The sequence below is a fragment of the Streptomyces sp. NPDC054887 genome, from assembly GCF_053610585.1.
In genome coordinates this window covers 60,315-84,148 of record NZ_JBSGYQ010000035.1, presented here as the reverse complement: position 1 = coordinate 84,148, position 23,834 = coordinate 60,315, and the positions used below count along the sequence as shown (strand labels likewise).

The window sequence follows — 23,834 nt, the reverse complement described above, 5'->3', positions numbered from 1 at the left end:
CTCCTCCCAAAACATTTACTCCCCCCCCCGCGCCCCCGTTTGCTGTGGATTTTTTATATTAATCCCCCGGGGGGGGGCCCCCCCCGGGGGGGGGGGGCGGGCCCGCCCCTCTCTCTCCGTGGCAGCCCGGCCAACCCCTCACCCCAGGAGTCTTCTTGTGACCGTCAGCCGACTCGCACCAGGCGTTGAGATCGTCGCCGTGCCCGGAACGGGCGTCGCGGTACGGACGCAGGACGGCGAGTTCCTGCGCGTCGACACGGCGGGGGTGACGGCCGGGGAGCTGATGGCGAGGTTCGCCGGCGGTCCGAGGGGGAGCGCCGCGCTGGAGCAGCTGGTGACGGCCTTCGAGGAGGCCGGCTTCGCCGCAAGCGCCGGCGTGCGGCCCCTTGAAGGACGGACCGTCCTCCTCCTCGGCGACGCGGCCCTCACCGGCAGGCTGGCCCGGCGGATCGTCGCGGAAGGGGCGGAGACCGGGTACGTCTGTCCCGACGACGTCGCCGCGATGGCGGAGCGCGGCGACGGATCGCCGCCAGGCGCGACGGCGGTGGTGTGGTGTCTCGACTCGCCGGTCCCCGAAGGGCTCTGGGACGCCGCGGACCGGTTGCCCTCGCGGGGTACGGCGTGGCTGCGCTGCCATCGCGAAGGCTTCCAGGCGTACATCGAGCCCCTGGCCGCCGCGCCCGGTGACGTCACCTCGGCGCACGTGCGGCTGCGGCGGCTCGCCGCCACGGCCGCACACCGCGAACTCGCCGCGTACTGGTCCGGCAGCCGGTCGGCCGAGACTGCACGGGTGAGCGGCGAGGCGTCGGCCGCGCTGATCGCGGAACTGCTCACCGCCGACCTCGTCGACTGGGCCGGCGGAAGGCGGCCCCGGCCGGACCGACTTCCGGTACGCCGCCGTCTGCGCCGCGTGGACCTGCGGGACCTGACCGTCGGTGAACACCTGATTCTTCCCGTACCGGCGGTGGCCCCGCTGAGCCGCCGTACCGACGGTGCCGGCGGTGGCGTTTCCACGGCCCCGCTCCCCGGCAGGCAGCCCCGGCCGGCCGGCGAGGCCGTGCCGCCCGCCCGTGGCCCCCGGGGCGCGCACGTATGAGCGCCGACAGCGGAGTCGGCACGTCGGTGACGCCGGAGGGGCATCTGGTGCGGCGCGGTGCGGCCGTGACGCGGGAGCAGGCGCCCGCGGGTGTCGAGGCGTCCGGTGCTCAGGAGCAGCCGCCCGTGTCGCGCCCGGCCGCCCGCGTCGCCGGGCAGCGCGCGGTCCCGCGGTCGCGGGACCAGCAGGTCGTCATGCCCGACGGCGCCCGCCTCGCCTCGGACGTGTGTCTCCCCTCCGACGGGCACGGCGACGGGCCATACCCCACCGTCCTCGTCCGTACCCCGTACGATCGCCGCCGTCACCGCGCCGAGTTGCGCGCCTGGGCCTCGCTGGGTTTCGCCGCCATGGCGCAGGACGTCAGGGGACGGCACGCGTCGGACGGGCGGTGGCAGCCGTACCGCAATGAGGAGACGGACGGCGCGGCCACCGTGCGCTGGCTGCGACGCCAGCCCTGGTGCGCCGGGAAGGTCGTCGCGTACGGCAGTTCGTACGGCGCGTACTGCGCGCTGACGGCCGCGCTCGGAGCGGCCGACGGCCGCCCGGACGCCGTGATCGCCGCGGTCCCCGCCCTGGGAGCCGCGGAGACGGCGCGCGAGGCGGGCGGCCCGGAGCGGCTGCTGGCCAGGGCGGGCTGGTGGGCCGCGCACGGCGACCGCCGGTCGTCCGACGAGACCGCCCTCGCGACGGCGCTCGCCAGGGACCCGCTGCTGCTCGACCGGCTGCCCGTCACCGGCCTCCCGCACCGGCTCGGACGCCCCCTGCCCTCATGGCCGGAACTGTGGCGGCAGACCAGGCAGGACGACATCGTCCTGCGCGCGGCGGCGGCCGGCGTACCGCTGCTCGCGGTCGGCGGCGCCCGCGACCTGTTCCGCGACGACACCGTGGCGCTGTGGCGGAGCTGGGGCGGTCCGGCCCGGTTGCTGATGGGCCCGTGGGGACACGCGCTGACGGCGTCACCGGGACCCGAGGCCCGTCCGGAGCACCGGCTCGATCTCGGCCGTCTGTACGCCCGTTGGGCCCGCGCGGCGCTCGCCGGAGAGCTGTCCGGCGACCGCAGGGGCGTGGCCGCGCTGGGCGGCAGCGGGTGGTGGGCCTCCATGGCGGACGCCCCCGAGCCCACGGTCCACCCCTTCGGCAGCCGGCTGCGGCTGATCGGCGGAGCGGACTTCACAGCCGACCCCGGACAACCGCTGCGGTCCGACCACCTGGACGTGCCGGCGAACGGCCCGGCCGACCGGTGCCTGCTGGTCACCGCGCCCCTGCCCCGCCCCGTGGACCTCCTCGGCCCGGCCTCGGCCTCGCTGACGGCCGTGGCGGACACGCCGACCGCCGACTGGGTCGTACGCGTCGTCGCCCTCGACCCGGCGGGAGCGGCCGACCACCTCGGAACGGGCGTCGTACGCCGTACGGACCCGGCGAATGCGGCCGCCGCGTTCCCGGTGCCGCTCGGCTTCGTGTCCCGCCGGCTGCCCGCCGGGACCCGGCTGCGCGTCGAGGTCGGCGGCCACCACTTCCCCGCCCACGCCCGCAATCCGCACTCCGGCGAAGACCCGGTCACCGCCACCCGGCTCCACCCGTCGCGCCGGACCGTACTGCTCGAAGGCAGCGCACTGTCGCTGCCCGCCGTCCCCGCCCGGCACCGCGTCGCGCGGGTCGATCCCGTACAGGAGATCTGCCGTTGACCAGCAACAGCGTGGCCCCGGATGCCGTGCCGATCGATGCACTCGTCGACCCCGTCTGCGGACTGGTCAGGGGCGTGGAGCCGGTCGCCCGTCCCACCGGGGCGCCGCCCCGCTACACGGCGATGACCGCCGAGGTCGCCGACGCCCGGCGCTTCGGCGCCTGGCCGGCCGACCGGGTCGCGCTCGGCACGACGTTCGGCGACCCGGGCGGGGCACGCGTCGCCGCCGTCGCCGAGGCGATGGAGCGCTACTGCGGCAACCGGCTGCCGCCACCGGGCCACCCGGACGCGCCCCGGCGGGCGACGGCACGCCGGCTACGGGACGAGGGCCTGCGGCTGTACGGGGTCGACGACCTTCCCCGGTACGCGCCCTGGCAGTACGACCGCCCCGGCTTCCCCTACCGGCCGTTCGACGACGACACGCCCGCCCTGTGGACCCGGGGGAACGAGGGCGCGGCTCAGTGCTGGGCGCCGGTCGCCCTCACCCACCTCAACTGGCGTCAGGGCGGCCTGCGTTCACTGCCCCGTACGCACCACCTGAACTACGCGGGCATCGCCACCGGCCAGGGCTTCGACGACGCCGTGGAGCGCGGGCTGCTGGAGGTCGTCGAACGCGACGCGCTGGAGCTGTGGTGGCACCTCGACGGCCCCACCCGGGGCATCGACCCGTCCAGCGTGCCGGGGCTGAGCGCCGACCTCGACGGCTGCGGCCTGGACATATGGATCGTCGAGATGCCGTCCGAGTTCGCGCCCTGCATGGCCGCGCTCGCCTACGACCCGCAGCGCCGCCTCCACGCCGCCGGCTTCGCCTGCCGGTACGACCCGGCGGAAGCCGCCCGCAAGGCGGTGCTCGAAGCCGTGCACACCTGGGTGTTCACCCAGGGCGCCGTCGACCGCGACGGCTGGGTCTTCCGCGCGGTCGAAGCGGGCATGTTCGCACCGGGTCTCTACCTGGAGCACCGGGAGGACCGGCGCTACCTGGACGACTGCGGGACCGACTTCGCCGCCGTCCGCGACCTCGGCGCGCACGTGCAGGTCTGGCTCGACGAACGCGTCACCCCGCTGGCGAAACGCTTCACTGAACCGGCCGGCGGAGTCGTGCCGATCGGTGACGTCGCGCCGGGCAGCCGCGGCGCCCTCGACGGCCGGCTCGCCGCCGGCGGTCACCGGGTCGTCACCTTCGACCTGACGACCGAGGACGTCGCCGAGACCCCGCTCCGGGTGGCCCGCGTACTCGTCTCCGGGCTCATACCCAACGCCCCGGCCGCCTTCGGCTACTTCGGCAGCCCGCGCTTCGCCGAAGCGGCGCTGGCCCGGGGATGGCGGTCGTCGCCGCCGCGTGCGCCCCAGGACTTCACACTCACACCGCCGCCGCACATGTGAGGGAGGGAAACAACGTGTCCTCACCTCTCGCCACCACCGACGACGCGGCCCGTACGGCGCTTGCCGAGGCGCGGTCGAGCGCCCTCCCGGGCCCGGACACCCGCGCCGGCGGCGCCGCCGAGTGGATCTCGCCGGCGCGGCCCCTCACCGCCGGAGCCACGCCGGACCTCGACCACGTGCTGCGGCACGCGCTCGCCGCCCTCCCCGGCGCCGACGGGCGGCTGCGACCGGCCCCTTCGGCGGGCGCGCTCCACCCCGTGAACGCCCACATCCTGGCCGGCCGCGCGGGTTCGCTGCCCGCCGGGCGCCACGCGTACGACCCGCTGACCCACCGGGCGCACCCGCGCGGTCCCGCCCCCGCCGACGCGCCGGCCCGCACGCTCGTCGTGCTCACGGTCACCGCCCGCCGCACCGTGTCGCACTACGGACACCGCGCGCTGCCGCTGCTGCTGCTGGACGCCGGACACGCCGCCGCGGCGCTCGCCCGGGCCGGCGCGGACGAGGTGTGCCTGGACGCCGACGGCGCCCTGCTGGCGGCGGCGGCCGGCCTGCCGGACCCCGCGCACAGCGGGCGGACCTGGCCGGGAACGGAACCGCAGCACCCCCTCGCCGTACTCGGCATCGGCCCGGCGGCCGGCCGCCTGGACGACGACCTGCGGCGCTGGGCCGCGTGCGGCCTCGGGCCGCCCCCGGGGGCCCGCGCAGGAGCCGACGACGTCACGCCCGTACTGGCCCGCACCCGGCGCGCCCTGGAGGAACTGGCGGCGAACGGGGCGCCTGCGCAGGCGTGGACGCCGGCCGGAGTCCGGCTCGGCCGGCCGCCCACGTCCCGGCGCAGCGCCCCGCCGCCCCTGCGCGGCGTCCCCGCCCCCGAGGAACTCGCACACGTCCTGGCGCGTGCGGCCGAAGCCTGCCCGTACGGCGGTCCGCGGTGGTGCGTGGCCGTCGGCGGCCCGCGGCCCGCGCTGCTCGAACTCGCCCGCGACGGCGACGGCGCGCCGCTGGAGCACGGACGGAGCCCGGCCCTGCGCACGCTCGCGTCCGGCGACGCCCGGCCGGCGCTCGCCCGCTGGGCGGCGGGGCAGGCGTGGATGGCCGCGGCCGGGGCCGTGCTGCTCGCCCACGGGTGCCCGCGGGACGCGGACGCCGCCCGCATCCGCCGCGACCACCTGGCGGCGGGCTACGCGACGGGCCTCGCGCAGTACGCCGCCACCGAACTCGGCGTGGCGTCGCGCCCGGTGGGCTCCTGGCAGCAGGCCGACCTCGGTGCCGCGCTCGGCGGTGCGCACGGCCGCGACTGGATCGTGCACGGACTCGTCATGGGAAGAGATGATCACCAGTGATGCTTCACCCGGAGCTGACGCGCGCCGCCGGCGCTGCGCGCGGCGCGCTGCTCGGCGCGACGGCCCTGCTCGGCGCGGTGGCCCTCACGCACCTCGCCCAGGCCGTCCTGCTGGCCGTCGCGCTCTCCGCCGTCGCCCGCGGCGACACACGCCAACTCCCCCTGCTGCTCGGCGCGGTGCTCGCCGCCGTGGCCGCCCGCGCCTGGCTGAGCCGGTGGCAGCGGCGTACGGCCGTCGACGCGGGCGCACGGGTACGGGTGCGCCTGCGCGACGCGCTCCTGGAGCGACTCGGCGAACTGGGGCCCGCCCACCTCGACGGCGCCCGCGCGGGGGCCGTCCGCGCGACGCTGGTCGACGGGGTCGAAGGCGTGGACGCCTACGTGTCCCGCTATCTGCCGCAGCTGCTGGTCACCTGCGCGGTCCCGCCGCTGCTGCTCGCCGTGGTCGCCGTCGTCGAACCGTACGCGCTCCTCGCCCTGGTGCCCGCCCTCCTCCTCGCGCTCCTCGCCCCCCGCTGGTGGGACCGGCTCCTCGCCAACCGCGGCCGTGAGCACTGGGACAGTTACGAGAACCTGGCGGCCGACTACCTCGAAGCCCTCCAGGGCATGCCCGCCCTGCGCGCGGCCGGCGCCGTGGGCCGGACCCGCGCGCGGCTCCAGCGCCGGTCGGCGGCCCTCCACCGCGCCACGGTGGCCAAGCTCCGCGTCTCCCTCGTCGACACCGGCCTCACCGACCTCGCGATCCAGGGCGGCACCGCCGCCGCCGCCCTGGTGGCGTGCGCCTCCGCCGTCGCGCAGAACGCGACGGCGACCGGTACGTACGTGCTGCTGATGCTGTCCTCGGAGTGTTTCCGCCCCGTGCGGGACCTGTCCAGGGAATGGCACGCCGGCTACCTCGGGGTCTCGGCGGCGGACGGCATCGCCGCCCTGCGCACCGCACCGGGCGGCGTACCCGACGAGGGCCGGCGGCGGGCGGACTGGACGGAACCGCCCACCCTGTCCTTCGACGACGTGACGTACACCTACCCGGGCGCGCGGCGCCCCGCGCTCGACGGTGTCACCTTCACCGCCGAGGCCGGTGCCACGACGGCCGTGGTGGGCCCCTCCGGTGCGGGCAAGTCGACCCTCCTCGCCCTCCTTTCACGCCACCAGGACCCGCAGCGGGGGGCGGTCCTGGCGGACGGTACGGACACGAAGCACTACACCCTGGCCTCGCTGCGGGCCGGCATCGCCGTCGTCTCCCAGGAGACGTACCTCTTCCACGCGTCCGTCGCCGACAACCTCCGGCTGGCGCGCACCGACGCGACCGGCGAAGAACTGCGCCGGGCCGCCAGGGCGGCGGGGATCCACGACGAGATCACCCGCATGCCCGACGGATACCGCACCGTGGTGGGGGAGCGCGGCGCCACGCTGTCCGGCGGCCAGCGGCAGCGGCTGGCGCTCGCCAGGGCCCTGCTCGCCGACGCGCGCGTCCTCGTCCTCGACGAGGCGACCAGCGCCGTGGACGAACGCGGCGAGGCCCGCATCGGCGCCGCACTCGCCCGGGCCGCCCGCGGACGCACCTGCGTCGTCGTCGCCCACCGCCTGGACTCCGTACGCCACGCGGACCGGATCGTCGTGCTCGACGGCGGCCGGGTGCAGGCCGTCGGCGGGCACGCCGCCCTCATGGCGGACGGCGGACTGTACGCCCGGCTGGTCGAGGCCGGACGGACGAACGCGACGCAGCCGACCCGGCCGGCCGATCAGGCGCAGCCGGCCCAGCAGACGAAGGAAGCAGGCCGAGCGGCATGAAGCCCGTCCACGCCGAAGAGCGCGGAGCCCTGCGGGCCCTGCTGCCCGCCCTGGGACCGCACCGGGCCATGGTGGCGCGCACGTGCGCGACCGCGCTCGTCGACCAGGCCGCGCTCGTCGCCCTGGTGACACTCGCCGCCCACACGGTGGGCGCGGCCGTCGTCGACCACGCGGCGCCCTCCGCCGCCACGGTGGCGGCGCTCGTCGCCCTCGTCCTGGTGCGGGCCCTCGCCACCTGGCGCGAGATGGACCTCTCGCACGATCTGGCGTACCGCGTCCTGGCCGAGCTGCGCGTACGGGTCTTCGACGGTCTCGCGCGCAGCGCGCCGGCCCGGATCAGGGGCCGGCGCAGCGGCGACCTCGCCGCGACGGCCATGGGGGACGTCGAGGCGCTGGAGTTCTTCTACGCGCACGCCACGGCCCAGCTCGTCGCGTCGGCGGCGGTGTTCGGCGGCGGGACGCTCACGCTGGCCGTCGTCGAGCCCCGGATGCTCCTCGCGGTGGTTCCGGTCGCGGCCCTGCTGGTCCTCGCCCCGCTCCTCGAAGGGCGGGGAAGGACCGTACGGGGGGCCCGGACGCGGGCGGCGGCGGCCGAACTGTCCGCCGAGGCCGTCCAGACGGTCGACGGCCTGCGCGAACTCCTCGCCTTCGGCGCCCTGCCGCGCCGGCGCGCGCGGCTCGCCTCGGCGGGCACGGACCTGGCCGAGGTCCAGCGCGCCGAGCAGACCTGGGAGGCGACCGCCGCGGCGGTGCGTGACGCGCTGGTGGTCGCCGCCGTCGTCGCGGTCGTCGCGATCGCGGCGCAGTCGGTCGCCGCCGGGCGGCTCGACGGCCCGTGGGCCCCCGCAGCCATGGCCCTGGCGCTCAGCACCCTGGCGCCGGCCGCCGACGCCGCCGCGGCACTCGGCCAGGCGGGCGGACTGCGCCCGGCGGCCGCCCGGGTCGGCGCGGCGGTCACCGCGGCTGCCGGAGCTCCGGCAGCCGCCGCGCCCCGCAAGCTGCCCGCCGGCCCGCTCGGCGTGCGGCTGCGCGACGTACGGTTCGACTACGGCGGCGCCCCCGTGCTCGACGGCGTCGGTCTCACCGTCCACGCGGGCGAGACCGTGGCCCTGGTCGGCGCCTCCGGGGCGGGCAAGTCCACCTGCGCCCACCTCCTCGCGCGGTTCTGGGACCCGTCCGGCGGGGCCGTCGAACTCCTGCCGGCCGACGGTTCGGCACCCGTGGATCTGCGGGACCTGGCCGAAACCGAACTGCGCCGGGCCGTGGCCGTCGTCGGCCAGGAGACGCCCCTCTTCCACGGCACCCTTGCCGACAACCTGCGCCTCGGTGCCCCGGACGTGAGCGACGACCGGCTCGCGGAGGTCGTGCGCGCCTGCGGCATCGACCGCTTCGTCACGGGCCTCGACACCCCTGTGGGCGAGCGCGGCACGACGCTGTCCGGCGGCCAGCGCGCCCGCATCGCCCTGGCCCGCGCGCTGCTGGCCGATCCGCGCGTCCTGGTCCTCGACGAGACGACGGCGCACCTCGACACGGCCGGCGACGCGGAACTCGCCGCGGCGCTCACGGCCGCCTCCGCCACCCGTACCACGCTCTGGATCGCTCACCGGCCGGCCACCATCCGGCGCGCCGACCGCATCGCGGTCCTGGAGTCGGGGCGCGTCGTCGAGGAGGGAACGTGGGGCCGGCTCACGGCCCGTGGCGGGGCCTTCACCCGTGTGGTGCTGCCGGAACAGCGGACCTCCGCCGTGGACCGGCAACCGGACGGGGAATGACCGGCGTCGGGACCGCGGCCGTACGTGCCTGACCGCCAGGCAGCGCCGGCCGCCGTACGTGCCTGACCGCCGGCCAGGACTGATCGCCGTACGGGACCGACAGCCGGTCAGGGCCGGCCGCCGTACGGGCCGACCGCCCGGCCCCTACAGAGCCACGACCGTCGTCTCCGTCGCCTTGACACTGGTCCACACGGACGTCCCGTCGGCCAGGCCGAGTTCGGCCGCCGCCTGCGGGGTGATCTCGGCCACGAGGTCCGGCGCGTGCTCCGACGTGATCAGTACGCGCAGCCGGCTCCCCGACGCGGTGATCTCGCGGACCGTGCCGGGCCAGACGTTGCGGGGGCTGCCGGTCGGCCTCTCGCGGTGTACGGAGACGGCCTCCGGCGCGATGATCGCCAGCGCGTCGGTGCCGGCCGGCAGCGGGTCCGCGACCACGAGCGTCGCTCCGCCCGCCAGCCGCAGCCCCTTCTCGGTGGCGGTCCCCGGCCACGCGTTGCGGCCGAGCATCCGCGCCACCCAGGGCGAGCGGGGGTGGCGGGTCACCTCGGCGGGCGGGGCGTCCTGGAGGGCGCGCCCGTCGTCGAGCACCAGCACGCGGTCCGCCAGCGACACGGCCTCGACCGGGTCGTGAGTGACGATCAGGCAGACGCCGCCGAAGCCGTCGAGATGGCTGCGCAGGGTGTGGCGGACGTGGGCGCGCGTCGACTGGTCGAGAGCCGCCAGGGGCTCGTCGAGGAGCAGCAGCCGGGGCCGGGCGGCCAGTGCGCGGGCGAGGGCCACCCGCTGGGCCTGGCCGCCGGAGAGCTGCGCGGGTCTGCGCTGCGCGAGATGCCCGACGCCGAGGCGGTCGAGCCACTCCTGGGCGCCGCGGCGGGCCTCGGCGCGCGCGACCCCGCGGGCGCGCAGCCCGTACGCCGTGTTGGCGAGGGCGGTGAGGTGCGGGAAGAGCGCTCCGTCCTGGGGCACCCAGGCGACACCGCGCCGGTGCGGGGGCAGCCCGGTCACGTCGGTGTCACCCAGACGGAGCGTGGCGTGGGCGCGCGGCGTCAGACCGAGGAGCGCCCGCAGGAGGGTGGTCTTGCCGGCGCCGTTGGGGCCGACCACGGCGATGGTGGTGCCGGGCGCGGCGTCGAGCGTCAGGCGGTTGAAGCCGGTGACGTCGGCGTGCAGCGCCCACCGCTCACGGGGGCCGGGCGGCACGGGACCGGCCGGCGGGGACGCGTCGGCCGGAGCGGCCTCGTCCGCTGCGGGCACGGGGGCGGCGGAGCGGTCGGCCGGAGCACCCGTCCAGCGCCCGCGCAGCGCGACGAGCACCACCATGGCGATGGCGAGCAGCAGGAGGGAGACGGAGGTCGCGGCCGCGGGCTCGTCCTGGAGCAGCAGGTACACCTGGAGCGGCAGGGTCTGGGTCGTGCCGGGCAGGTTGCCGGCGAAGGTGATCGTCGCGCCGAACTCGCCCAGCGCGCGCGCCCAGGTGAGGGCGGCCCCGGCGACGAGACCCGGGGCGACCATCGGCAGTGTGACGGTGAAGAAGACGCGCACCGGCGACGCCCCGAGCGAGGCGGCGGTCTCCTCGTAACGGGGCCGCAGTCCGCCGATGGCGCCTTCGAGGCTGATGACGAGGAACGGCATGGCGACGAACGTCGCGGCGAGCACCGCGCCGGAGGTGTGGAACGGCAGGGTGACGCCGAACGTGTCCTCCAGCCACGATCCCAACAGCCCGCGCCTGCCGAAGGCGAGCAGGAGAGCCACCCCGCCGACGGTGGGCGGCAGCACCATGGGCAGCAGGACGAGGGAACGTACGAACGCCTTGCCCGGGAAGGACACCCGGGCGAGCAGCCAGGCGAGCGGGACGCCGAGCAGCAGGGAAAGACCCAGTGCCCAGAACGAGACGACGAGCGACAGTTCGAGCGCCTCGACCGTTCCCGGCCTGCCCAGATGGGTCCCCAGGTCGCTCCACGGAGTCCGTACGAGGACGCCGACCAGTGGGAGCAGCAGGAACGCCACGGCCAGCAGGGCGGGGATCCCCAGGAGGACCGGGGTGCGCGGGCCGGCCGCGCCGCTGCGGAGTCGTCTCATCGTCAGGTCCCTGGGGGCGTGGTGCGGAGGCGGGCTGCCCGGTCCCCCCGGGCCGGGCAGCCCACGTGCGGGGAGGCGCGGCCGGGCGGTTACGGCTGCTGGAAGTCCGCGTCCCGGAAGATCTTCTGGGCCTCCGGCGAGGACAGCCACTGCACGAACGCTTCGGCCGCCCCGGCGTTCTCGGACGTCTTCAGTGTCGCCGCCGGGTAGGAGGCGATCGCGTTCTGCGCGTCCGGAATGTCGACCGCGTCGACCTTGCCGGCAGCGGTGGCGGCGTCCGTCCGGTAGACGAGCCCGGCGTCGGCCTCGCCCAACTCGACCTTGCTGAGCACCGCGCGGACGCTGGGCTCCTGCGACACGGGCTTCACCGTGACGTCCTGGGCGTCCAGGACCTTCTGGCTGTAGCGGCCGACCGGTACCTCGGGCGCGGCCAGCACGACCTTGAGCCGGGTGTCCGCGAGGTCCTTCAGCCCGTCGATCTTCCGCGGGTTCCCCTCGCCGGTGGCGATGACGAGGCGGTTCTTGGCGACGACGGTCGGCGACCCGGTCTCCCCCCGGAGGGAGTCCATGGTCCTCGTGTCGGCCGTGACCAGCGCGTCGGCGGGCGCGCCCTGCCTGACCTGGGCGGCGAGTTCCTGCGAACCGGCGAAGGAGAACGTGATGTCCGTGCCCGGGTGGGCCTTCTCGTACACCGCTCCCGCCGTCCTGAAGACGTCGGTCAGCGAGGCGGCCGCGAGTACGGTCAGGTCCGTCCCGGCCGTGTCGCCGGCGGCTTTTCCGGACTTGACCCTGCCGCTTTCGCCGCCGTCGCCGCACGCGGCGAGCGACAGGAGGAGGGCGGTGGTGACGGACGCGGCGGCGGCGCGGCGGCCGCGCCGTGGGCGAGCCAGTGACATCGGCATGCGGGCGAAACTCCTCGGAACACGGCCGGCGGACGCCGTCCGGGCGGATGGTGGTGAGCCGCGCCGAAGACGGGCGACGCCGCTGTGTGAGCAGGGGCCTGGGCGGGCGGGTCCGGTCAGGTGCGGTCGATGTGCACGCTGGTCGACTTCACGCGGGCGGTGGCCCGCATGCCGACCTCCAGACCCAGCTCCTCGACGGCCTCGCGGGTGAGCAGCGACACGAGCCGGTGCGGACCGGCCTGGATCTCCACCTGCGCGGCGACGTCACCCAGCTTCACGGCCGTGACGATGCCGGGGAAGGCGTTGCGGGCGGAGGTGTAGCCGGGCTCTTCCTCGCCGGCGCCCTGCTGCCCGACCTCGACGGAGAAGGCCGCCAGATCACGGCCGTCGATGAGACGGCGTCCGCTCTCGTCGCGATGGGTCGCGACGCGGCCGGCGTCCGCCCAGCGGCGCGCGGTGTCGGGGCTTACGCCGAGCAGACGCGCCGCCTGTCCGATGGTGTAGGACTGCATGCGCGCCACGATAGAGCTGTTCTCCTGGCATCTGCAAGGTTCGGTGGGAACCTCCATGGCAGATGCGGATCCGCTCGGAGGAAGCGCCGAAGGTGCGGGTCCGACCCCGCCCACGACGCGCGCGAGGCGCGCCGAGGTGGCGTACTGGAGGAGAGCTGGAGGAGAGCCCCGCCAAGGGGCCGTGCGAGCCGGAGGTGCCGCGCGTGGAGGTCGAGACGGCCGGGCGCGCCGTCCCCGCCGGGGCGGGCGTCCCGGTGGCGGCGGGGGCGTGACGGCTGTGTGCGCGCACGAGGTCAGGGAGGGCCGCTTCCGCCGCGCCGGGGCGGAGCTGGTCTACGACGACGCCGGTACGGGGCCCCTCGCCGTGTACGCGCACGGCGGCCTGGTCAGCCAGGCCGTCGAGGACCGGATGGGCCTGTTCGACTGGGCGCCGCTCCTCGACGCCGGCCGGCGCCTGGTCCGCTATGACGCCCGTGCCCACGGCCGCTCCACCGGCGGCCCCGTGGAGGCCGACTACACCTACGCCGCACTCGCCGACGACCTGCTGGGCCTCCTCGACCACCTGGGCGTCACGCGTCCCGTGGACGCCTGCGGCGCGTCGATGGGATGCGCCACCGTGCTGCACGCCGCCCTGCGGGCCCCGGACCGGTTCTCCCGGCTGGCCCTGCTCGTCCCGCCCACGGCCTGGGCGACCCGGCGGGCGTACGCGCGGGCCAACCTGGCATCCGCCGACGCCGTCGAACGGGAGGGCGCCGACGCCTGGGTCGCGGCCCGGCGGCGCGAACCGGGCCCGGCGGTCACGGCGGGCGTTCCGGCGTTCCCGCCCACGCCCCCCGCACGCGTACTGCCGTCGGTGCTGCGGGGCCTTGCGCGGTCCGACCTGCCCGCCCCCGCGGAGGTCGCCGCCCTGCCGCAGCCGACACTGATCCTGGCCTGGGCGGGCGACCCGGGCCACCCGCTGTCCACGGCGCGGGCCCTCTCCGAGGCGCTGCCGCACGCCGGCCTGCACGTGTCCCGCACCCGGGCCGACATCCGCACCTGGGGGCAGCGCGTAGCGGAGCACCTGACCGCGGCGGGTACGGCACGCGCGCGGCGCACGCCATGACGGTCGGAGCCGCAGGACGCGACCGCGCGCCGGCGTACATCCGCCGCGTCCGAGGAAAAGCGCCGGCACGGGGTACGCGTGACGTACACGTCCAGACAAGGGAGTCCGCATGACCACCTACGTCATCTCCATCCCGGGAACGTTCCTCGGTGACGTGCCCGACGCCGCGCGCAGCGCCGTGGTGCGGCACCTTCGACCGGCCGATCCGCAGCACACCTCCCTGGGGCAGACCGAGGACCTGGACATCCTCACCGTCAACGACAACGGCACGTTCAGCATCCGGCTGGAGGTCGACGCGGACGACAGCCACAGCGCGGAGGCGCACGCCAAGGAGGTCGCCACCGCCGCACTGCGGGAGGCGGGGCTCACCGAGGACCGCGCCCCGCTCGGCCCCACCGCCGTGACCGGCATCGACACCTAGTCCGTACGGCCCACCGCACCTGTTCGCCCGCGCGACCGGGGCCCTCCCGGCCGGTTCACGGTCGGAGGGACGCCCCGTACGGCCTCCGTCCGGCGGTCGTCTTCACACTGATTGGACGTTGCTCTCTGGTGAGAGGCGGTTCCGCCGTGTAACGTCGCTCGCAGATGTCGTGGTTCGCAGTTCCTGCCCGCGCTATGGCGTGGGCGCTTTGCTGTGCAGTGCCAAAGGACCAGGGCGATCACCTCCGGGTCCGCGCGGTGCGGATCCGATATCGACTGAAAGGCACCAGCATGGCCAGCGGAACCGTCAAGTGGTTCAACTCCGAAAAGGGCTTCGGCTTCATCTCCCAGGACGGTGGCGGACCGGACGTCTTCGCTCACTACTCCAACATCAACTCCTCCGGCTTCCGTGAGCTCCAGGAAGGCCAGACCGTCACCTTCGACGTGACGCAGGGCCAGAAGGGCCCGCAGGCGGAGAACATCACGGTCGCCTGACCTGACGTCAGGCACAGCGAGCCCCTCGGAGCACCGGCTCCGGGGGGCTTCGTGGCGTCCGCGCCCCCGGCCCCGCCCTCGGCGGATGTGCCCCGTCCATTGACGCAGTGTTCAACCATGTGAGAGAAACCGCTTACCCCAAGCGTGGTTCTGGGTCACACGCGCCCCAAAACCGGAGGTTCCTCCGTCATGGACTCCCTGCCGCCTGCCCGCTTCCCCTCCCGCCGCACCCTCTTCCGCGCCGCCGCCGCGACGGTCGTGGCCGGCGCGGTGCTGTCCGCGTCGCCCGCCCACGCCGCCGACGCCTACGACACGCTGCGCCTCACCTGGCGCGACCTCCTCCTCGGCAGCGGCTTCCCGTCCGCCGCGGAGCCCTACGCGAGCAAACTCGCCGCACTCGGCACCACCGCGGCCGGCCTCCGCTCGTCCATGACTTTGGCCACCGGCTCCCTGTGGCCCGACCTCCCGTACGCGGACCCCGAACCCGACACCGACGCCGAGTCGTACACGTACTCCGGCAACCTCAACACCAGTTACAACCGGCTGCGCACCCTCGCCGAGGCGTACGCCCAGCCGGGCACCGGCCTCACCGGCGACACCGCCCTGCGCGCGGACATCCTCACCGGCCTCGATCACCTCCACGACCAGGCGTACCACGCCGGCCGGACCCGCTACGGCAACTGGTACAGCTGGCAGATCGGCATCCCCCAGGCCCTCCTCGACATCGACGTCCTGCTGTACGCCGAGGTCGGCGCCGCCCGCATCGCCGAACACTGCGCGGCGGTCGACCACTTCGTCCCCGACAGCCTCGTCGCGCACTACACGGGCACCTCCACCGGCGCCAACCGCGTCGACCTGTGCCGCGTGCTCGCCCTGCGCGGCGTCGTCGGCAAGAGCGCGGGCAAGCTCGCCCTGGCCCGCGACGCCCTGTCGCCCGTCTTCCCGTACGTCACCTCGGGCGACGGCCTCTACGCCGACGGCAGTTTCGTCCAGCACACCTACGTGCCCTACGCCGGTTCGTACGGCCAGGTCATGCTCGGCGGGCTGGCGATGCTCTTCGCGCTGCTCAAGGGGTCCGCGTGGGAGGTGACCGACGGCGGCCGCCAAGTGGTCCTCGACTCGGTCGAGAAGGCGTACGCGCCGTTCCTCTTCAACGGGCTGGTGATGGACGGCGTCGCGGGGCGCGCGATCAGCCGGGGCGTGCAGAAGGCGGACACCCGCGCGCTGCGGCAGGACGACCATCTGCGCGGTCACTCGATCATCGCCTGCGTCGCGCTGCTGGCGCGGAGCGCGTCGGCCGCCGAGAAGGCCCGCTGGGACGCGATGGTGAAGGGCTGGATCGCCCGCGACTACTTCAGCCCGATACTCACCAGCCCCGCCCTGGGCGTGGCCCAGCTGGCGCGGCTGCACGCCATCGACGACTCGGCCGCCGCGCCGGCCGCCGAGCCCGTCGGCCACCGGCTCTTCCCCTGCATGGACCGGGCCGTCCACCGCAGACCCGGCTGGGCGGCCGGACTCTCGATGGCCTCGGGGCGGATCACGTACTACGAGAACGGCAACGGCGAGAACGTCCGCGGCTGGCACACCGGCTCCGGAATGCTCTACTGGTGGGGCAAGGACTTCGCCAACGGCCAGTACAGCGACGGCTTCTGGCCGACCGTCGACCCCGGCAGGCTGCCCGGCACCACCGCGTCCCGCAAGCCGCTCGCCGACGGCGAAGGCGGCACGTGGGGGGTGGCCCGCCCGGACGTCCGGTGGGTCGGCGGCGCCACCGACGGGACGTACGCGGCGGTCGGCCAGTACCTGAAGGGCCTGTCGTCCACCCTGATGGCGAAGAAGTCGTGGTTCTTCCTCGACGACGCCGTCGTGTGCCTCGGCGGCGGCATACACGGCCGCGACGCCGCGGGCGTCGAAACGGTCGTCGAGAACCGCAACCTCGGGGCGAACGGTGTGCACGCCTTCACCGCCGACGGCTCGGCGCAGCCCGCCACCCTCGGCTGGAGCGCCACCCTCACCGGTACGCGCTGGGCGCACCTCGCCGGGCACGGCGGCTACGTCTTCCCCGGCGGTGCCACCGTCAAGGCGTCGCGCCAGGCCCGTACCGGGGCGTGGTCGGACATCAACGCCGGCGGCTCGGCCGCCCCCGTCACCCGCCGGTACCTGACGCTGTGGTTCGACCACGGCACCGACCCGACCTCCGCCACGTACGCGTACGTCCTGATGCCCGGCGCCACCGCCGAGCAGACCTCCGCCCGGGCCGCCGACACCTCCTGGCTGGAGGTGCTCGCCAACACCACCGGTCAGCAGGGGGTGGCCGTCCCCTCGCTCGGCTTCACCGGAATCAACTTCTGGCTGGCCGGGAGCGTCGGACCGGTCTCCGCGTCCGCGCCCGCGAGCGTGATGATCCGTGAGGGCGGGGGCACGGCCACGGTCTGTGTCTCCGGGCCACTGCGCGACGGGGCCGTGATCGACCTCGTGTGGCAGCGGCCGGTCTCGTCCGTGACCTCCAAGGACCCCTCCGTCCAGGTGCTGTCGACGGGTTCCTCGCTGAGCCTGCGGATCACCCCGGGGCAACTGGGCGCCGTCCACAAGGCCGTGGTGCGGACGGCCTGAGCGGCGCCCGCCCCGGGGCGTGCCGTCAGCGGCCGCGGCCGCCCGCCGAGGCGAGACCGAGCCAGGTGTGCGGGTTGCCCTCCCAGCACCAGCCCAGCTTCGGGGCGCCCTTGCTGATCCACAGCGCCGGTACCCGGCGGTCCCCGAAGCGGCTGCCGCCGAGCGAGAAGCACTTGTTCTTGGCCAGGGCCCCGGGGTACTGGGTGATGAACGCGAGACCCTCCTCGATGGTGAGAGGAGTGCGGTCCCGCTCCGCGATCGCGGCCAGCGCGTCCAGGGGCACGACGTCGCAGAACTCCTCGCCCCGGTCGATGTCGAAGACGACGTACACCTCGCCCTCGGGAAGGGCCAGTTCCTCCAGGGAGACGAAGCGCTCCAGCTCGCCGGGGGCGTAGAAGCGCTCGACGACTCCCGGCCGGCTCTTGCCGGCGAGCGTGGTCAGGGGCACCGACTCCTCAAGGGGTACGAGGGCCCTGGTCACCACGAGCAGGAACGGGACGCGGCCCTCGGCGGGCGGGTGCATCGCCGCCCGCCGGGCGAGGACGGGAGCGCGCAGCGGTTCGAGGAGGCCGCGGAAGGCCGGCTCGGTCAGTCCGGCGAGCGCCGGGTACCCCAGCCCGACCAGCGTCTCGACCTGCCGGTCGAACTCGGTGCCTGCGTCGAAGTCGGTCACGTGAAGCCTTCCTGCGTACGGCGGACGGGAGAGCGAGAGCTGCAAGAGATGCCTTTCGGGCGGCCGGATCAAAACGTGCGACGGACGTAAACTTAGTCTGGACGTCGCGAGTGAGTCAAGTGTAAATTTACGTCAGGTGTAACATTCGCCCATGACTATCGAGACCATGGGACTGCGCGAGTCCAAGAAGCAGGAGACCAGGCAGCTCATCTCCGACCACGCGACCAGGCTGTTCATCGAGAACGGCTTCGAGGCCACCACCATCGCCGAGATCGCCGCGGCCGCACGGGTCGCCAAGAAGACGGTCACCAACTACTTCGCGCGCAAGGAGGACCTGGCGTTCGACCACCAGGACCAGTTCGTCGCCGGACTCGCCCGTACGGTCGCCGCCCGGGCGGACGGGGAATCGGCGCTCGCGGCGCTGCGCCGCGCGTTCCTCGACGGGGTCGAGCGGCACGACCCGGTGATCGGGTTCTCGGGAGAGCCCTTCGCCCGCATGATCGCCGACAGTCCCACGCTGTTGGCCCGTCTCCGCGACCTGCACGACCAGCGGGAGGACGCGCTCGCCGCACTCCTCGCGACCGAGACCGCGGCCGACGCCGACGACCTCACTCCCCGGGCCGCCGCCGTCCAACTGGGCGGCGCTCACCGGGTCCTGTTCCAGCGCATCCTGGAGCTGACCCTCGACGGCCGGAGCAACGAACGGATCGCCGCCACGGTGACCGCCGCCGCCCACCACGTCTTCGGCCTTCTGGAGGGCTCGCTCGCCGACTACGCCGTGCGGTGAGCGCCCCGGCGACGCCCGTGAACCCCCTGGTCGGCGGGGGGCGGCGAGGGCCCCGGAACGCCCGGGCGGCCCCCGTACGGAAACGCCGTCCGAAGAACCCGCCGATCTTTCGCCCGTCGGAACCGAACAAGACGGCCGCCCCGCACGTACTGGACGTACAAGCAAGCCGGGACGGACGAGACGACGGATGAAGGACGGGCGAGATGGGCGTAATCAGGAGAAGCGTGTGGACGTGGCGCAGGCGCGGGAGCGTAGCTCTGCTCGCCTGCGGCGCACTGGCCGGCGGAGGTCTGGCGGCCGCCGGCGTGGCGGTCCTGGAGCCGCGGACGGCGAACGCCTCCAGCCACCGGGAGGCGCCGCTGATCTCTGGGCAACCACAGTTCGACAACACGGACGTGTACGCGTTCGTCAGCCCCGACCATCCCGACTCGACGACCCTGGTGGCGAACGTCCTGCCGTTCCAGGAGCCGGCGGGCGGCCCCAACTTCTACACCTTCGCCACCGACGCGCGCTACGAACTCCACATCGACAGTGACGGCGACGCCCAGGACGAGCTGGTGTACCGCTTCACGTTCAAGGACCACCGCAAGAACGAGAACACCTTCCTCTACAACACCGGCGCCGTGGACAGCCTCGACGACCCGGACCTCAACTTCACACAGACCTACGACATCGAGCTGATCCGCAAGGAGAACGGCAAGGCCGTCTCACGCCACAAGCTGGCGAAGAACCTGCCCGTCGCCCCGTCGAACGTCGGCAAGGCGTCCATGCCCGACTACCAGAAGCTGCGCGACCAGGCGGTGCGGAAGGTCCCCGGCGGCCTCAAGGCGTTCGCCGGCCAGGCCGACGACCCGTTCTTCCTCGACCTGCGGGTCTTCGACCTGCTGTACGGCGGCGACCTGTCGGAGGTCGGCAACGACACCCTCAAGGGCTACAACGTCAACACCATCGCCCTCCAGGTGCCCACGTCGTACATCCGCGAGTCGGAGGAACAGCCGGTGGTCGGCGTCTACGCGACGACCGAGCGCAGGAGCGCCTCCGGGCACTGGACGCGGGTGTCACGGCTCGGCATGCCGCTGGTCAACGAGGTCGTCAACCCGGTCAAGGACAAGGACAAGTTCAACGCCTCCTCGCCCGAGAACGACGGCGACTTCCTCAAGAACGTCACCGAACCGGAGCTGCCGAAGCTCGTCGAGGCGATCCACAAGGTCAAGGCCCCGGCCGAACCCCGCGACGACCTCGTGTCGGTGTTCCTCACCGGCGTGAAGGACCTCAACCAGCCGCCCAACGTCACACCGTCGGAGATGCTGCGCCTCAACACCTCCGTCGAGCCGGTCGCCGAACCCAAGCGGCTCGGTGTGCTGGACGGCGACAACGCGGGCTTCCCGAACGGGCGACGGCTGACCGACGACGTGCTGGACATCGCGCTCCAGACCGTCGAGGGCGAACTCGTCGGGGCGAAGAACGACCTGGGCGACGCGGTCGACGCCAACGACAAGAAGTTCGGCGACACCTTCCCGTACGTCGCCCTGCCCACGGCCGGCTCCGACACCCGGAAGGGTGCCGAGGTGGGGACCAGGACGGACGCCACCGGCCTGACGGGCGGCGCCGCCGCCCTCACCTCGTCGTGGGGCGAGAACACGGTGATGCTCGGCTCGGCTCTGGCGGGCGCCGTGGGCGTTCTGCTCGTCGGCTTCGGCATGTCCTACGTGCGCTCCCGGCGCCGGCCCGCACGCCGGTCCTGGCTCGGCTGACCCACGACCGCGGGGCGGCGCCCACGGGGGCCGCCCCGCCTTCACGACCCCCAGGAAGCCGAGGAAGGCGAGACCGATGCCCGTACGAAAGCCGCGGTGGGTGCCGCGACGGCACGAACGAGGGCGGGAACGAGGGGCCGGCGGCCGGCGGTGGCGCGTGGCGGTACTCGCTGCGGTGACCGTCGGACTCACCGCCACCTCGGTGGCCATCGGGGCCGACGGCGGCCCGGACCGGGCCGCGCCACCACCGGCCCTCGCCGCGGACGTGTCCGCCGCGCGGCTCGCGGCGGGCGACCTCGGGCGCGGGATCGCCGCCCTGCACCGGCACCTGCGCGAGCAGCCCAGGGACGTCACCGGGTGGGCGACCCTGGGCGCGGCCTACGTCGAACAGGCCCGGACCAGCGGCGACCCCACGCTGTACCCGCGCGCGGAGAAGGCGTTCGGCCGGTCGCTGAAACTGCGCCCGGCCGCCGGCAACGACGCGGCCCTCGCCGGCCGGGCGGCGCTCGCCGCCGCCCGGCACGACTTCGCGACCGCGCTGAGCCGGGCGGACCAGGCGCTGCGCGTCAACCCGTACAGCGAACGGGCGTTGTGCACCAGGATCGACGCCCTGGTGGAACTCGGCCGCTACGACGAGGCATGGCAAGCCGCCCGGCGCGCCGACCGCCGCCGGCCCGGCCTCCCCGTCTTCACCCGGTACGCGTACGTACTGGAGCTGCGCGGCGACGCCGGGGGCGCGCGCCGGGTGCTGCTGCGGGCGCTGGAGTCGGCGTCCGCCCCGCCCGACGTGGCGTACGTGGCGACCTCGCTCGGCCAACTCGCCTGGTCGCAGGGCCAGTACGGGCGGGCCAGGTCCCACTACGCCACGGCGCTGCGCGCCGACCCGCGGCACGTGCCGGCGCTGGAGGGGCGCGGACGCGCGTACGCCGCCCAGGGGGACACGAAGCGGGCCCTGAAGGATCTCGAAGAGGTCGTACGGCGATATCCGCTGCCGGGGCAACTGGCCGCTCTCGGCGAACTGTACGAGGTGTCCGGCCGCACCGCGCGGGCCGAGGAGCAGTACGCACTCGTCCGTACGTGGACCCGTCTGGCCCGCGCCCACGGCGTCGCCACCGATCTGGAATCCGCCCTCGTCGAGGCCGACCACGGCGACCGCGCCGCCGCGCTCCGAGCGGCGCGCGCGGAGTGGTCGCGCCGCGAGAGCGTCCACACGGCGGACGCGCTCGCCTGGGCACTGCACGCCGACGGCCAGGACGAGCGGGCCCTGGAGTACGCGCGGCGGGCGACGGCCGGCAAGCCGGGTTACCGCAACGCCTCCTTCCTCTTCCACCGGGGAATGATCGAGCACGCCCTGGGGGACGACGGGGCCGCGCGGCGGCACCTGGGCGCCGCACTCGGCCTGAACCCCGGCTTCTCGCCCACGGGAGCCCGCGAGGCGAAGTCCGTGCTGGCCCGGATCGGGGGCAAGCCGTGAAGCGCCGTACCGCCGCCGCCCTCACCGCGATGACGGCGGGAGCGGCCCTGGCCGTGCTCCCCGCCGGAACCGCTCAGGCCCACCCGCTGGGGAACTTCACCGTCAGCCAGTACGACGGCCTCGTCGTCGCCCCGGGACACCTCGCGGTGGACCACGTCGAGGACCTGGCGGAGATCCCGGCCGCCCGGGAACGCGTACGCGTCGACACGGACGGGAACGACCGGCTCGGTCCGGCCGAACTGTCGGCGTGGGCCCGCACGCGGTGCGCCGCGGCGGCACGGGACGCACGGCTCACGGCTGGGGCGGCCGGCGGCACCGCGGACGGCAGCAGCCTGCCCGTATCGGCGGACAGCGCGAAAGCCCACGTCATGCCGGGCCAGGCGGGATTGCCCACACTGCGCGTCACCTGCGCGTTGACGGCGACGCTGCCGCGTGCCGGCAACACGCGGCTGGAGTACCGCCCCGCGGGCGTCACGGCGGCCACGGGCTGGCGGGAGCTCACCGCGCGGGGCGACCGTACGACGCTCACGGCGTCGGACGTGCCGCGCACATCCGTCTCCCGCCGGCTGACCGCCTATCCCGGCGACACGCTCTCGACCCCGCCCGACGTACGGTCGGCCACCCTCACCGTGCGCACCGGCGGGCCGGCGGCGTCGGAAGCGGGCGACAGCGGCGGGTCCCCGGCGGCGGGTGTGCTGCCGCGCGGAGCCGACCGCTGGGCGCAGGCGCTGACGGGCCTGGTGGCCCGGCACGAACTGACGGCGGGCTTCGCGGCACTCGCCCTCGGCCTGTCACTGCTGCTGGGCGCTCTGCACGCCCTGGCACCGGGTCACGGCAAGACGATGATGGCGGCCGCCGCCGCGGCGCGCGGACGCGGCTCGCTGCGCGACATGGTGGGCCTGGGTGTCTCGGTGACCATGACCCACACGCTCGGGGTCTTCGCGCTGGGCGCGCTCGTCACGGCCGGATCGGCGGCGGCGCCCACCGTCGTCTCGTGGCTGGGCATCGCGAGCGGCGCCCTGGTCGCGGGGGCGGGCGCGCTGCTGGTGCGCAGAGCATGGCGACAACGCCACAGCCCACACACCCACAGCCACGGCCACGCGCACAGCCACGGCGACGGCCCGGGGCACACCCACAGCCACGGCCCGCACGACCACACCCACGGTCATGCGTCGCACGACCACACCCACGGTCATGCGTCGCACAGAGGTCCCCACGCGTCGGCGGACAACGACGCCACGGATGAGAAGCCTGTCCGCGCCGAGAAGCGAGTGCTCGCCTCGGTGGCCTCCGCCGCGACCGCGACCGCGACCGCGCACGGCACCACCGGTCCCGCCTCCGCCGTACGGTCGCCCGCGACGCGTCCCCCGCGCGAGGACGGCCGGGGGAGTGCTGACCCCGGCGCATCGGACGATGGCGGTCCCCACGGCCGCGGCGACACCCGCAAGCACCCCCGACTCCATCCCCACCCGCACACCCACACCCACGTGCCCCCCGCCCCCGGCCTGCGCGGAGTCGTACTGCTCGGGTTCGCCGGCGGGCTGGTGCCGAGCCCGTCGGCCGTCGTCGTCCTGGTGGGGGCCGCCGCGCTCGGTCGGGCGTGGTTCGGGTTCCTGCTGGTCCTGGCGTACGGTGCGGGACTGGCTCTCACGCTGACGGGCGCGGGGTTCGCGGCGGTGCGGCTCACGGAGACGACGACGCGCAGACTGGCTCATCGGCCGCGCAGCCGGCTCCTCGCAGGTGCTCAGCGCGCCGCCCCGCTCTGCACGGCCGCCGTCGTGTTCCTGCTCGGGTGCGGACTGCTGCTCCGGGGAGCCGCGACGGCACTCGCCTGAACCGTCCCGGCTGGACGGCAGGCGGCAGGCGGCAGAACAGCGGGTCAGCGGCAGAACAGCTGGTCAACGGCTTATCGGGTCCACGGTGCGACACGGCACGCTCGCAGGGCTGTCGGC

General features: G+C 75.0%; 18 protein-coding genes. 14 read left to right on the top strand and 4 right to left on the bottom strand.

The annotated features are described in order from the left end of the window. Positions 1–157 precede the first annotated feature (157 nt). From ACWGH0_RS20790 to ACWGH0_RS20765, 6 genes are all read left to right on the top strand, one after another. The gene (locus ACWGH0_RS20790) at positions 158–1,096 is read left to right on the top strand and encodes a hypothetical protein (RefSeq protein WP_453405653.1); all 939 of its coding nucleotides are present in this window, start codon (positions 158–160) and stop codon (positions 1,094–1,096) included. Positions 1,097–1,290: 194 nt separating this feature from the next. After that, positions 1,291–2,781 carry a CocE/NonD family hydrolase gene (locus ACWGH0_RS20785; RefSeq protein WP_453405659.1) on the top strand — a complete coding sequence of 497 codons (1,491 nt, stop codon included), beginning with the start codon at positions 1,291–1,293 and terminating at the stop codon, positions 2,779–2,781. Further along, positions 2,772–4,163, top strand: coding sequence for a YcaO-like family protein (locus ACWGH0_RS20780; RefSeq protein ID WP_453405658.1), 1,392 nt, complete (start codon positions 2,772–2,774; stop codon positions 4,161–4,163). Before ACWGH0_RS20785 ends, ACWGH0_RS20780 begins: the two co-directional genes overlap by 10 nt. A 14-nt stretch (positions 4,164–4,177) precedes the next feature. Beyond that, positions 4,178–5,506 (top strand): nitroreductase, encoded by a 1,329-nt coding sequence (locus ACWGH0_RS20775; protein ID WP_453405652.1) that lies wholly within the window; start codon positions 4,178–4,180, stop codon positions 5,504–5,506. Beyond that, a complete protein-coding gene (locus ACWGH0_RS20770) occupies positions 5,503–7,296 on the top strand; it encodes an ABC transporter ATP-binding protein/permease (protein ID WP_453405651.1) in 1,794 nt (597 codons plus the stop codon). Before ACWGH0_RS20775 ends, ACWGH0_RS20770 begins: the two co-directional genes overlap by 4 nt. Then, complete coding sequence (locus tag ACWGH0_RS20765; RefSeq protein WP_453405650.1) at positions 7,293–9,068, top strand: ABC transporter ATP-binding protein; 1,776 nt, start codon at positions 7,293–7,295, stop codon at positions 9,066–9,068. The genes ACWGH0_RS20770 and ACWGH0_RS20765 overlap by 4 nt, the downstream gene beginning before the upstream one ends. Positions 9,069–9,212: 144 nt before the next feature. Here the strand turns inward: ACWGH0_RS20765 and ACWGH0_RS20760 are convergent, their stop codons facing one another. The 3 genes from ACWGH0_RS20760 to ACWGH0_RS20750 all read right to left on the bottom strand — a co-directional run bounded on the left by ACWGH0_RS20760 (position 9,213) and on the right by ACWGH0_RS20750 (position 12,561). Beyond that, positions 9,213–11,147: an ABC transporter permease gene (locus ACWGH0_RS20760; protein WP_453405649.1), complete on the bottom strand. Its 1,935-nt coding sequence runs from the start codon at positions 11,145–11,147 to the stop codon at positions 9,213–9,215. Between the two features lie 89 nt (positions 11,148–11,236). Then, on the bottom strand, positions 11,237–12,043 hold the full coding sequence (gene modA / locus ACWGH0_RS20755) for a molybdate ABC transporter substrate-binding protein (RefSeq protein WP_453405657.1): 807 nt from the start codon (positions 12,041–12,043) through the stop codon (positions 11,237–11,239). Positions 12,044–12,165: 122 nt separating this feature from the next. After that, positions 12,166–12,561: a TOBE domain-containing protein gene (locus ACWGH0_RS20750; RefSeq protein WP_453405648.1), complete on the bottom strand. Its 396-nt coding sequence runs from the start codon at positions 12,559–12,561 to the stop codon at positions 12,166–12,168. 268 nt (positions 12,562–12,829) lie between these two features. Between ACWGH0_RS20750 and ACWGH0_RS20745 the strand changes: the two genes are divergently transcribed. The 4 genes from ACWGH0_RS20745 to ACWGH0_RS20730 all read left to right on the top strand — a co-directional run bounded on the left by ACWGH0_RS20745 (position 12,830) and on the right by ACWGH0_RS20730 (position 17,194). Next, positions 12,830–13,666 carry an alpha/beta fold hydrolase gene (locus tag ACWGH0_RS20745; RefSeq protein ID WP_453405647.1) on the top strand — a complete coding sequence of 279 codons (837 nt, stop codon included), beginning with the start codon at positions 12,830–12,832 and terminating at the stop codon, positions 13,664–13,666. A 109-nt stretch (positions 13,667–13,775) separates the two neighbouring features. After that, positions 13,776–14,087, top strand: a complete 312-nt coding sequence (locus tag ACWGH0_RS20740; protein ID WP_453405646.1) for a hypothetical protein — start codon at positions 13,776–13,778, stop codon at positions 14,085–14,087. 290 nt (positions 14,088–14,377) lie between these two features. Next, positions 14,378–14,581 carry a cold-shock protein gene (locus ACWGH0_RS20735; protein WP_028812747.1) on the top strand — a complete coding sequence of 68 codons (204 nt, stop codon included), beginning with the start codon at positions 14,378–14,380 and terminating at the stop codon, positions 14,579–14,581. A gap of 189 nt (positions 14,582–14,770) precedes the next feature. After that, positions 14,771–17,194, top strand: a complete 2,424-nt coding sequence (locus ACWGH0_RS20730) for a polysaccharide lyase 8 family protein (protein WP_453405645.1) — start codon at positions 14,771–14,773, stop codon at positions 17,192–17,194. A 25-nt stretch (positions 17,195–17,219) separates the two neighbouring features. Here ACWGH0_RS20730 and ACWGH0_RS20725 read toward each other — a convergent pair whose 3' ends face one another. Then, complete coding sequence (locus ACWGH0_RS20725; RefSeq protein ID WP_453405644.1) at positions 17,220–17,867, bottom strand: DUF5701 family protein; 648 nt, start codon at positions 17,865–17,867, stop codon at positions 17,220–17,222. 151 nt (positions 17,868–18,018) lie between these two features. On the opposite strand from ACWGH0_RS20725, the gene ACWGH0_RS20720 reads away from it, so the two are divergent. The 4 genes from ACWGH0_RS20720 (at position 18,019) to ACWGH0_RS20705 (ending at position 23,717) form a co-directional block, all read left to right on the top strand. Beyond that, positions 18,019–18,654 (top strand): TetR/AcrR family transcriptional regulator, encoded by a 636-nt coding sequence (locus tag ACWGH0_RS20720; protein WP_453405643.1) that lies wholly within the window; start codon positions 18,019–18,021, stop codon positions 18,652–18,654. Between the two features lie 203 nt (positions 18,655–18,857). Then, the gene (locus ACWGH0_RS20715) at positions 18,858–20,408 is read left to right on the top strand and encodes a DUF4331 domain-containing protein (RefSeq protein ID WP_453405642.1); all 1,551 of its coding nucleotides are present in this window, start codon (positions 18,858–18,860) and stop codon (positions 20,406–20,408) included. 157 nt (positions 20,409–20,565) lie between these two features. Then, positions 20,566–21,882: a tetratricopeptide repeat protein gene (locus ACWGH0_RS20710; protein ID WP_453405641.1), complete on the top strand. Its 1,317-nt coding sequence runs from the start codon at positions 20,566–20,568 to the stop codon at positions 21,880–21,882. A gap of 29 nt (positions 21,883–21,911) precedes the next feature. Then, positions 21,912–23,717 carry a nickel transporter gene (locus ACWGH0_RS20705; protein WP_453405656.1) on the top strand — a complete coding sequence of 602 codons (1,806 nt, stop codon included), beginning with the start codon at positions 21,912–21,914 and terminating at the stop codon, positions 23,715–23,717. Positions 23,718–23,834: the final 117 nt, after the last annotated feature.

Coding starts and splice junctions, on each gene's coding strand:
- ACWGH0_RS20785 (WP_453405659.1), top strand. CDS start 1,291: ATGCCCGACGGCGCCCGCCTCGCCTCGGACGTGTGTCTCCCCTCCGAC.
- ACWGH0_RS20765 (WP_453405650.1), top strand. CDS start 7,293: ATGAAGCCCGTCCACGCCGAAGAGCGCGGAGCCCTGCGGGCCCTGCTG.
- ACWGH0_RS20760 (WP_453405649.1), bottom strand. CDS start 11,147: ATGAGACGACTCCGCAGCGGCGCGGCCGGCCCGCGCACCCCGGTCCTC.
- modA (WP_453405657.1), bottom strand. CDS start 12,043: ATGTCACTGGCTCGCCCACGGCGCGGCCGCCGCGCCGCCGCCGCGTCC.
- ACWGH0_RS20750 (WP_453405648.1), bottom strand. CDS start 12,561: ATGCAGTCCTACACCATCGGACAGGCGGCGCGTCTGCTCGGCGTAAGC.
- ACWGH0_RS20740 (WP_453405646.1), top strand. CDS start 13,776: ATGACCACCTACGTCATCTCCATCCCGGGAACGTTCCTCGGTGACGTG.
- ACWGH0_RS20735 (WP_028812747.1), top strand. CDS start 14,378: ATGGCCAGCGGAACCGTCAAGTGGTTCAACTCCGAAAAGGGCTTCGGC.
- ACWGH0_RS20730 (WP_453405645.1), top strand. CDS start 14,771: ATGGACTCCCTGCCGCCTGCCCGCTTCCCCTCCCGCCGCACCCTCTTC.
- ACWGH0_RS20720 (WP_453405643.1), top strand. CDS start 18,019: ATGACTATCGAGACCATGGGACTGCGCGAGTCCAAGAAGCAGGAGACC.
- ACWGH0_RS20715 (WP_453405642.1), top strand. CDS start 18,858: ATGGGCGTAATCAGGAGAAGCGTGTGGACGTGGCGCAGGCGCGGGAGC.
- ACWGH0_RS20705 (WP_453405656.1), top strand. CDS start 21,912: ATGACGGCGGGAGCGGCCCTGGCCGTGCTCCCCGCCGGAACCGCTCAG.